At 71.0% G+C, this 8,245-nt stretch carries 9 protein-coding genes; 5 read left to right on the top strand and 4 right to left on the bottom strand.

Annotation, left to right across the window (positions count from 1 at the left end; all coding sequences use genetic code 11):
• Positions 1-1,753: bifunctional metallophosphatase/5'-nucleotidase (locus DKL51_RS16235; protein WP_124812208.1), on the top strand; the 1,753-nt coding region annotated here is incomplete at its 5' end.
• A gap of 55 nt (positions 1,754-1,808) precedes the next feature.
• Here the strand turns inward: DKL51_RS16235 and DKL51_RS16230 are convergent.
• Positions 1,809-1,997: a hypothetical protein gene (locus tag DKL51_RS16230; RefSeq protein ID WP_109943560.1), complete on the bottom strand. Its 189-nt coding sequence runs from the start codon at positions 1,995-1,997 to the stop codon at positions 1,809-1,811.
• A 93-nt stretch (positions 1,998-2,090) separates the two neighbouring features.
• On the opposite strand from DKL51_RS16230, the gene DKL51_RS16225 reads away from it, so the two are divergent.
• The gene (locus DKL51_RS16225; RefSeq protein WP_124812207.1) at positions 2,091-3,125 is read left to right on the top strand and encodes an NAD(P)-dependent alcohol dehydrogenase; all 1,035 of its coding nucleotides are present in this window, start codon (positions 2,091-2,093) and stop codon (positions 3,123-3,125) included.
• An 87-nt stretch (positions 3,126-3,212) separates the two neighbouring features.
• Here the strand turns inward: DKL51_RS16225 and DKL51_RS16220 are convergent, their stop codons facing one another.
• The gene (locus tag DKL51_RS16220; protein ID WP_124812206.1) at positions 3,213-4,382 is read right to left on the bottom strand and encodes a geranylgeranyl reductase family protein; all 1,170 of its coding nucleotides are present in this window, start codon (positions 4,380-4,382) and stop codon (positions 3,213-3,215) included.
• Positions 4,383-4,529: 147 nt separating this feature from the next.
• On the opposite strand from DKL51_RS16220, the gene DKL51_RS16215 reads away from it, so the two are divergent.
• Together DKL51_RS16215 and DKL51_RS16210 are read left to right on the top strand one after the other, a co-directional pair.
• Positions 4,530-4,766 (top strand): hypothetical protein, encoded by a 237-nt coding sequence (locus DKL51_RS16215; RefSeq protein ID WP_109943563.1) that lies wholly within the window; start codon positions 4,530-4,532, stop codon positions 4,764-4,766.
• A 72-nt stretch (positions 4,767-4,838) separates the two neighbouring features.
• Complete coding sequence (locus DKL51_RS16210) at positions 4,839-6,305, top strand: MFS transporter (RefSeq protein ID WP_243422266.1); 1,467 nt, start codon at positions 4,839-4,841, stop codon at positions 6,303-6,305.
• Between the two features lie 12 nt (positions 6,306-6,317).
• Here DKL51_RS16210 and sigJ read toward each other — a convergent pair whose 3' ends face one another.
• On the bottom strand, positions 6,318-7,253 hold the full coding sequence (gene sigJ / locus DKL51_RS16205; protein WP_109943564.1) for an RNA polymerase sigma factor SigJ: 936 nt from the start codon (positions 7,251-7,253) through the stop codon (positions 6,318-6,320).
• 163 nt (positions 7,254-7,416) lie between these two features.
• Here sigJ and DKL51_RS16200 point away from each other — a divergent pair, with 163 nt between their 5' ends.
• Positions 7,417-7,863 carry a nuclear transport factor 2 family protein gene (locus DKL51_RS16200; RefSeq protein ID WP_124812205.1) on the top strand — a complete coding sequence of 149 codons (447 nt, stop codon included), beginning with the start codon at positions 7,417-7,419 and terminating at the stop codon, positions 7,861-7,863.
• Here the strand turns inward: DKL51_RS16200 and DKL51_RS16195 are convergent.
• Positions 7,816-8,245, bottom strand: a 430-nt coding sequence (locus tag DKL51_RS16195) for an integrase core domain-containing protein (protein ID WP_148097802.1), incomplete at its 5' end; no start/stop codon positions are given. The two genes, DKL51_RS16200 and DKL51_RS16195, sit on opposite strands and share 48 nt — an antisense overlap.

The raw sequence follows: 8,245 nt of genomic DNA, 5'->3' as shown, positions 1-8,245 counted from the left end.
CGCGGCCGCCGCCGCGCCCGCTCCCCTGCTGGCCGGCGCTCCCGCCCGGGCTGCCGCCGCCGCGGCCGGGTCGAAGACCTGGGACCTGACGATCCTGGGCACCTCGGACACCCACGGCAACGTCTACAACTGGGACTACTACAAGGACGCCGAGTACGACGACAGCAAGCACAACGACGTCGGCGTCGCGAAGCTGGCCACCCTGGTCAACCAGATCCGCACCGAGCGCGGCAGCAAGCCGACGCTGGTGCTGGACGCCGGCGACACCATCCAGGGCACCCCGCTGGCCACCTACTACGCCAAGCAGGAGCCGATCACCGCGACCGGTGAGACGCACCCGATGGCCAACGCGATGAACGTGCTCAAGTACGACGCCGTGACGCTGGGCAACCACGAGTTCAACTACGGGCTGCCGCTGCTTGCCCAGTGGATCGGCCAGCTCGGCTTCCCCGCCCTGGCCGCCAACGCGGTCAACGAGGCGACCGGCAAGCCGGCCTTCCTGCCGTACGTGATCAAGGAGGTCCCGCTCGGCGGTTTTGACTCGCCGAGCATCAAGGTGGGCATCCTCGGCCTGACCAACCCGGGTGTCGCCATCTGGGACAAGGCCAACGTCGAGGGCAAGCTGATCTTCGCCGACATGATCGAGACCGCCGCCAAGTGGGTGCCGATCATGCGGCAGCGCGGCGCCGACCTGATCGTCATCTCCGCGCACGGCGGCGACAGCGGCACCTCCAGCTACGGTCCGGAGCTGCCGAACGAGAACCCGGTCGCGCTGATCGCCCAGCAGGTCCCGGGCATCGACGCGATCCTCTTCGGCCACGCGCACAACGAGGTCGTGCAGAAGTTCGTCACCAACACCGCGACCGGCGAGCAGGTGCTGACCTCCGAGCCGTCGAAGTGGGGCCAGCGCCTCACCCGGATGGACTTCACCGTCACCCGGGAGAACGGCCGGTGGAAGGTGGTCGGCAAGTCGGCCACCATGCTGAACACCAACACCGTGATCGAGGACCCGGCGGTGCTCGCGGCCGTACGTGGCCAGCACACCAAGACCGTCGACTACGTCAACACGGTCGTCGCGCAGTCCAGCGAGGAGCTCTCGGCCGCGGAGTCGCGGTACAAGGACACCCCGATCCTGGACTTCATCAACCACGTCCAGACCGAGGTGGTCACCACGGCGCTCGCCGGCACCGCGTACGCGGGCCTGCCGGTGCTGTCGATCGCGGCGCCGTTCAGCCGTACCGCGATCTTCCCGCAGGGTGACGTGCGGATCCGCGACGTCGCGGGCCTCTACGTCTACGACAACACGCTCGAGGCCGTGGTGATCAGCGGCGCGGAGGTGAAGGCGTACCTGGAGTACTCGGCGAAGTACTTCAAGACCTTCGCGGTGGGCGACACCATCGACCCGGCGACCATCAGCGACCCGCTGGTGCCGGACTACAACTACGACGTGATCTCGGGTGTCGACTACGACATCGACATCAGCAAGCCGGTCGGCCAGCGGATCACCCGCCTGGTCATGCCGGGCACCGACAACCCGGTCGCCGCAGACGCCCAGTTCGTCATCGCGGTGAACAACTACCGGCGCAGCGGTGGCGGCAACTTCCCCGGCATCGTGAAGACCCAGGTCTACAACCAGCAGCAGGAGATCCGCCAGCTGCTGATCGACTGGGCGCAGGCCAAGGGCGTGATCAACCCGGTCGACTTCTACGTGCCGAACTGGAAGCTGGTGCGCGAGGGCGTGCCGGTCTTCTGATCCACCCTCCGACGGGCCTCGGGGTGCCTACCCGGGACCCGTCGCCGTTTCCGGGTCAGCCGCCCGCGCGCAGGTCCCGTTCGTACTGTCCGACGGCCGGCTCCGGCCGGTCGCGGCGCGGATCGGTCTCGGCCTCGGTCTCGGCGACCCGGTCCTCGGGACGTACCCGGGGCGGCAGCTCACCGAAGCGGACGTGCCGCAGGAAGGCGTACTCCTCGTCGGTGAACGACTCCCGCTCGGTCATGGCCGCATTGTGCGACCCCCCGTCCACCGCATCAAGGCCGCCGTCTCGGGTATGCCGCCGCGACCGCTGTCGGTGACGAGGTGGAGGACGAGCATGCGCGCGGTACGGATGACGGCCCCCGGGGTGCTGGAACAGGTCGAGATCCCCACCCCGACTGCCGGGCCCGGCGAGGTGCTGCTGCGGGTCGGCGCGGTCGGCGCCTGCCACTCCGACCTGCACATCCTCGACGCCCCGGCCGGGACGTTCCCCACCCCGATGACCCTCGGCCACGAGATCGCCGGCACGGTCGACCAGGTCGGCGCGGGCGTCGCCGGCTGGTCGCCGGGCGACCGGGCCGCGGTCTACGGGATCATCGGCTGCGGCCACTGCCGCGCCTGCCTGCGCGGGCTGGAGAACCAGTGCCGGACCGTCCCGGTGGGCGGCATCGGGCTCAGCCGTGACGGCGGACTCGCCGAGCACGTGGTGGTGCCCGCCTCCCGGCTGCTGCACGTCGGCGACATGGACCTGACCCAGGCCGCCCCGCTCACCGACGCCGGTCTCACCCCGTACCACGCGATCGAACAGGCCCGGCCGGAGCTGCGGCCCGGGACGTACTGCGTGGTGATCGGGATCGGCGGCCTCGGGCACATGGCGGTGCAGATCCTGATCGCCACCACGGCGGTGCGGATCATCGCGGTGGACACCAACGTGGCCGCCCTCGACCTGGCCACCCGACTTGGGGCGCACAAGGTGGTGCAGGCCGGACCGGACACCGTGGACAAGATCCGGGCGATCGTCGGGCCGCCACCGGACGGCGCGGACGTGGTCCTGGACTTCGTGGGGGCCGACCCCACCATCACCACCGCCCGCCAAGTCGTCGCCCCCGGCGGCCAGGTGATGCTGGTCGGCCTCGCCGGCGGGACGCTGCCGGTCCGGCCCGTCGCCGACCAGCCACCCACCATCCCGCTGGAGGCGACCGCCCGGGTGCCGTTCTGGGGCACCCGCGCCGAACTGCAGGAGGTGATCGCCCTCGGCCGCCTCGGAATGCTGCAGGCCGACGTGCAGACGTTCCCCCTCGAACGGACGCCGGAGGCGTACGAGCTGCTGCGCCGGGGCGAGATCCACGGCCGGGCGGTCATCGTGCCCTGACCGGCAGTCCCGCTCAGGAGTGCTGGAAGACCGAGGCGAGGACCGGCGCAACCAGGCCACGGCGTCGGCCCCGGTCACCGGCGCAGGTTAACGAGCGGACACCCGGCCGCCCGTGGCCGCCCTCGGGCGCAGCGGGGGAAGCCGGTCCAGCAGCGCCAGACCGGCCCGCACCGGCCGGCGGGCGAGGGTCTCCTCGAAGCTGGCCTGCCCCTGACAGAAGCGGACGAACATCCGCCAGCCCGGCGGGGTGGCCAGCAGGCTGTGAAAGACGTCGGGCCGCCGTTCGAAGACCTCCAGCAGCCGGTGCCCGGCCCGCATCGCGGGCACCAGTTCCCGTCCGACCTCCCGCTCGTACCCGTCGAGGTCGCCGTCGGCCACCGCCGCACCGGCCAGCCGGCCCGACCGCAGCGCGTAGCTGATCCCCTCCCGGCTCCACGGCTCCAGCAGCCCCGCCGCGTCCCCGGCCACCAGCACCCGGCCGCGACGCAGCGGCGAGTCCTCCGCCCGGCACCGGGTCAGGTGCCCGGACTCGTGCTCGGGCGGCACGTCCGACAGGCCCAGCCGGTCGACGAAGTCGCGCAGGTAGGCCCGAGTGCGCTCCCCCTCGCCGCGGGCGGAGATGACGCCGACGGTGAGCCGGTCACCCTTCGGGAAGACCCAGGCGTACGACCCGGGGACCGGTCCCCAGTCCAGCAGCAGCCGGCCGCGCCAGCGCCGCTGCTCGGCCCGGGGCACCGGCAGCTCCACCTCCAGCCCGAGGTCGACCTGGCGGTATCGGACACCGACGTGGCGGGCCGTGACACCGGAGGAGCCGTCGGCGCCGATGACCGTCCGGGCGCGCACCGTTTCGCCGTCGGCCAGCCGGAGGCGTATCTCGTCGGGGTCCTGCTCGACGGCGCGGACCGCGACGCCCTCGTGGACCTCGGCACCGGCGGCGACCGCGGCCGCGCGCAGCCGGTCGTCGAACTCCTCGCGCCGGACCATGGCCAGCAACGGTCCGGCGGCATGGTGGCGGGTGAAGCCGCGTCGTCCGTCCCGGGTGAGGGTCACCCGGTCGATCCGGTCGTGCACCGGCACGTCGATCCGGTCGGTGACCTCCGCCAGGGAGGTGCCGATCAGTCCTCCCCCGCAGGTCTTGTAGCGGGGATGGGTGGCGCGCTCGACGACCAGCGTGCGCACCCCGGCGCGGGCCGCCGCGTGCGCGGCGGAGAGCCCGGCGGGCCCACCGCCGACCACAGCGAGATCCCAGACGATCACCGGTGCAGCCTAGGGCACCGCGCGCGGAAACCGCCCGCCACGCGGTCGGCACGACCCTCCGATCGGGTGGGCATCATCGGACAACCTCCGGGTAACCGCAGGCGGAGACCACCCGCTGGCCGGGCGAATCACGCCGAGGAGGAAGCCATGCAGCAGGTACAGCTGTCGGAGGTCGAGGCACGGGTGTACCAGGCGGTAGCCGCACTGGAGGCCCGGGGCCACGTCCCCTATCACGATCTGATCGCCGAGGAGACCGGGATTCCCGAGGAGGAGCTGCAGGCCCCGCTGCACATGCTCACCGAGAAGGGTCTGCTGCACCGCGAGGACTCGCCGATGGCAGGGCTGGACTTCGGGCCGCGGTGGTGCGCACGCCAGATGGCGTGAGGTGCGCCGTTTGCCCCTCGCCCGCCCGGGTAGCGGTCAGGAGTGCTTGATCGACACTCTTCGCGGGGCACCGTGAGCGGCGACCGGACGTCGCCGCCGCCCGACACCGACGAACCCGACGACCGGCGCCGCTGGCAGGCACTGGGCGTCGGCCTGGTCGCCGCGTTCATGACGCTGCTCGACGTGAGCATCGTCAACGTCGCCGTACCGTCGATGGACCGCGCGCTCCGCGCGACCCCCAGCGACCTGCAGTGGGTGCTGTCCGGGTACGCGCTCACCTTCGGCCTGGTGCTGGTGCCCGCCGGACGCTTCGGCGACGCCCGGGGACGGCGTACCGCCTTCGTCGTCGGGGTCGCCCTCTTCACGATCACCAGCGCGCTGGCCGGGCTGGCCCGCTCCCCCGAGTGGCTGGTCGCCGCGCGGCTCGTCCAGGGCGCCGCGGCCGGCATCGTCAACCCCCAGGTGAGCGGCCTGATCCAACAGCTCTTCCGGGGCGCCGAACGCGGCCGGGCGTTCGGCCTGCTCGGCGCCACCATCGGCATCTCCACCGCGGTGGGCCCGCTGCTCGGTGGCCTGCTCATCCAGCTCGGCGGCGAGGAGCACGGCTGGCGCTGGGTGTTCTTCGTGAACGTCCCCGTCGGAATCCTCGCCGTACTGCTCGCCCTGCGGCTGCTGCCCGCCCGACCCACCGGGCAGCCCGACCGGCACCGGCTCGACCCCGTCGGGGTGCTGCTGCTCGGGATCGGGGTGACCCTCCTGCTCCTCCCCCTTGTGGAGCGGGCACAGTGGCACACCCCGTGGAAGTGGGCGCTCATCCCGGCCGGCCTGGTATTCCTTGCCGGCTTCGGCCTATGGGAGCACTGGTACGGGAAGCACCGGCCGCCGCTGTTCTGCCTGGGACTGTTCCGGCTCCGCTCGTACACCCTCGGGTCGCTGATCGCGCTGGTCTACTTCGCCGGGTTCACCGCGATCTTCTTCATCTTCACGCTCTACCTGCAGAACGGGCTCGGGTACAGCGCGCTCATCGCCGGCCTGGCCATCACCCCGTTCGCGCTCGGCTCGGCCGCGGCGTCCGCGCTGGGCGGCCGGGTCGTCACCCGGTACGGCCGGCCGCTGGTCGCCGTGGGTCTGCTCGGCGTGGTGATCGGCCTCGGGGCGACCGTGTACGTGCTGCGCGGGTCGCCGTCCGGCTCGGTGCCGCTGCTCACCGCGGTGCCGCTGCTCGTCGCCGGCCTGGGCAGTGGTCTGGTGATCGCGCCGAACCAGACGCTCACCCTCTCCCAGGTGCCGGTACCCCAGGCGGGCAGCGGGGCGGGCATGCTCCAGACCGGACAGCGGATCGGCTCGGCGGCGGGGATCGCGGCAGTGGGGGCACTGTTCTTCTCGTCCCTGTCCCGGACCCACGGGCAGTGGTCGACCGCGTTCCGGGACTCGCTGCTGCTGGCTGCGGGGATCATCACGCTCGCCCTGGTCGCCGCGTTGGTCGACATCCTCGGCGGGCGGCGGCGTGATCGCACCTACCAGCGGACCAAGCGGTAGGGAGAGGGGGCCTCAGCCTGTCGTCCAGGCCCGGATCTTGTCGGGGTTGAGTATTGCCCAGATGTCCTTGATCCGTTCGCCTGCGACGTGGAACGCGTACACCGCCACGGTGACGCCGTCCACCTGGGCCACCAAACCGGGCTGGCCGTTGACCGTACGCTCCAGGATCGTCACGTTGGTTGCCCTGCCGGCGAGGCCGACGAAGAAACGTGCGATCTGCTCGCCGCCTTCGACGGGGCAGAGCTGGGCGCTGACGAGTCCGCCGCCGTCGCCGGTCGCCGTGGCGTCAGGGTCGAGGAGGCCGATGAGGGCGTCGATGTCCTTGGCTTCCCATGCCTGCTTGAAGTCTCTGACGATGACGGCGCGCTGGGCTGCCGGGGGCGCGGGAGCCTGCGACCCGCGGATGCGGCGGCGGGCTGAGGTGGCCAGCTGCCGGCATGCCGCCGGGCTGCGGCCGACGATCTCGGCCACTTCGGCGAAGGAGTAGCGGAAGACGTCGTGGAGGATGAACGCGACGCGTTCGGCCGGGGTCATCGACTCGAGTACGACGAGGAAGGCCATGTTGATCGACTCGTCGAGGGTGACCCGGTCGGCCGGGTCGGCCGTGGTACCACCCGGCCGCCCGTTGATCCACTCGGTGGGTTCGGGCAGCGGCTCGGGGATCCATTCGCCCACGTAGCGCTCTCGCCGGACCCGTGCCGAGCCGAGCAAATCGAGGCAGACGCGGCTGGCAACCGTTGTCAACCAGGCACCGGGGGATTCGATGGCTTGCTGCTGTTGCTGGGACATGGCGTACCAGCGGGCGTACGTCTCTTGTACAGCATCCTCAGCCTCGGCCAGGGAGCCGAGGAGCCGGTACGCGAGATTGATCAGCTGACGCCGCTCGTTCACTATCGCGCTCAGGTCCGGATCGCGCCGGCCGTGTCCTGGCTCGGTTCGGATGGTCATGGCGGCGCCGGCTCCCTTGCTCGCATCTGCCCTCACCAGTTCGACGAGACAGCGCACCGAACTGTGAGGTGGGCACGTCGCCTCACATACCGGGGAGCTGTGTCGTCGAACTGCTGTGACGAACCGTGGTACACGGGCTTCGACCTGACAAGGGAGGAAACCGATGAGTGACTTTCAGGCGATCGGCGATCGCGTCGAAATCGAGGCGCTGCGCGGCGAGTTCACCGACGCGGCGATGATGCGCGACCGCGCCCGCCTCGCGTCGCTGTTCACGCCGGACGGCGCGCTGCGAATGCCCAACATCCCCGCCGAACTGGTCGGCCGGGAGGAGATTCGCATCGGGGGCGAGCGGCTGCAGGACCAGTGGGACTTCTTCGTGCAGACCACGCACCCGGGCACCATCCAGCTCGACGGCGACACCGCCACCGGCCGGGCCTACATCCAAGAGCTCGTGCGCACCCGCGACGGCCGCCAGGGGCTGAACTACGCCATCTACCACGACCGCTACCAGCGCACCCCGGACGGCTGGAAGTGTCAAGCCCCGGGTTTGGTGGAGAGTTGGTTAGCTGGTTTTCAGGGGTGCGCTGACCGGGTGGGTCATCGCGTGTAGTGCCTCGTGTTCGGCGGGTGGGACGTGTCCGAGTTCGCCGTGGAGCCTGCGGTTGTTGTACCAGTCGATGTACTCGACGGTGGCCATCTCCAGGTCGTCCAAGCCGCGCCAAGGCCCCTTGTTGCGGACGAGTTCGGCCTTGTATAGGGAGTTGAACGCTTCGGCCATCGCGTTGTCGTAGGAGTCGCCCTTGGAACCGACGGAGGCGACGGCGCCGGCCTCGGCGAGTCGCTGGGTGTAGCGGATCGCTCGATACTGGACTCCACGGTCGGAGTGGTGGACCAGTCCGCCCAGGTCAGCGCCTTGATTTTCGCGACGCCAGATCGCCATCTTCAGCGCGTCGAGAGCCAGATCGGTGTAGAGACTCGTGGACACCTGCCAG

The organism is Micromonospora globispora, assembly GCF_003857015.1.
Lineage (GTDB): Bacteria > Actinomycetota > Actinomycetes > Mycobacteriales > Micromonosporaceae > Micromonospora > Micromonospora globispora.
The sequence above is the reverse complement of the archived record's forward strand: the minus strand, read 5'-3'. Positions and strand labels throughout refer to the sequence as shown.

Excerpts from the sequence above, each read along its gene's own strand:
- sigJ (WP_109943564.1), bottom strand. The coding sequence starts at position 7,253 with ATGACCATCCGAACCGAGCCAGGACACGGCCGGCGCGATCCGGACCTG.
- DKL51_RS16230 (WP_109943560.1), bottom strand. The coding sequence starts at position 1,997 with ATGACCGAGCGGGAGTCGTTCACCGACGAGGAGTACGCCTTCCTGCGG.
- DKL51_RS16215 (WP_109943563.1), top strand. The coding sequence starts at position 4,530 with ATGCAGCAGGTACAGCTGTCGGAGGTCGAGGCACGGGTGTACCAGGCG.
- DKL51_RS16225 (WP_124812207.1), top strand. The coding sequence starts at position 2,091 with ATGCGCGCGGTACGGATGACGGCCCCCGGGGTGCTGGAACAGGTCGAG.
- DKL51_RS16200 (WP_124812205.1), top strand. The coding sequence starts at position 7,417 with ATGAGTGACTTTCAGGCGATCGGCGATCGCGTCGAAATCGAGGCGCTG.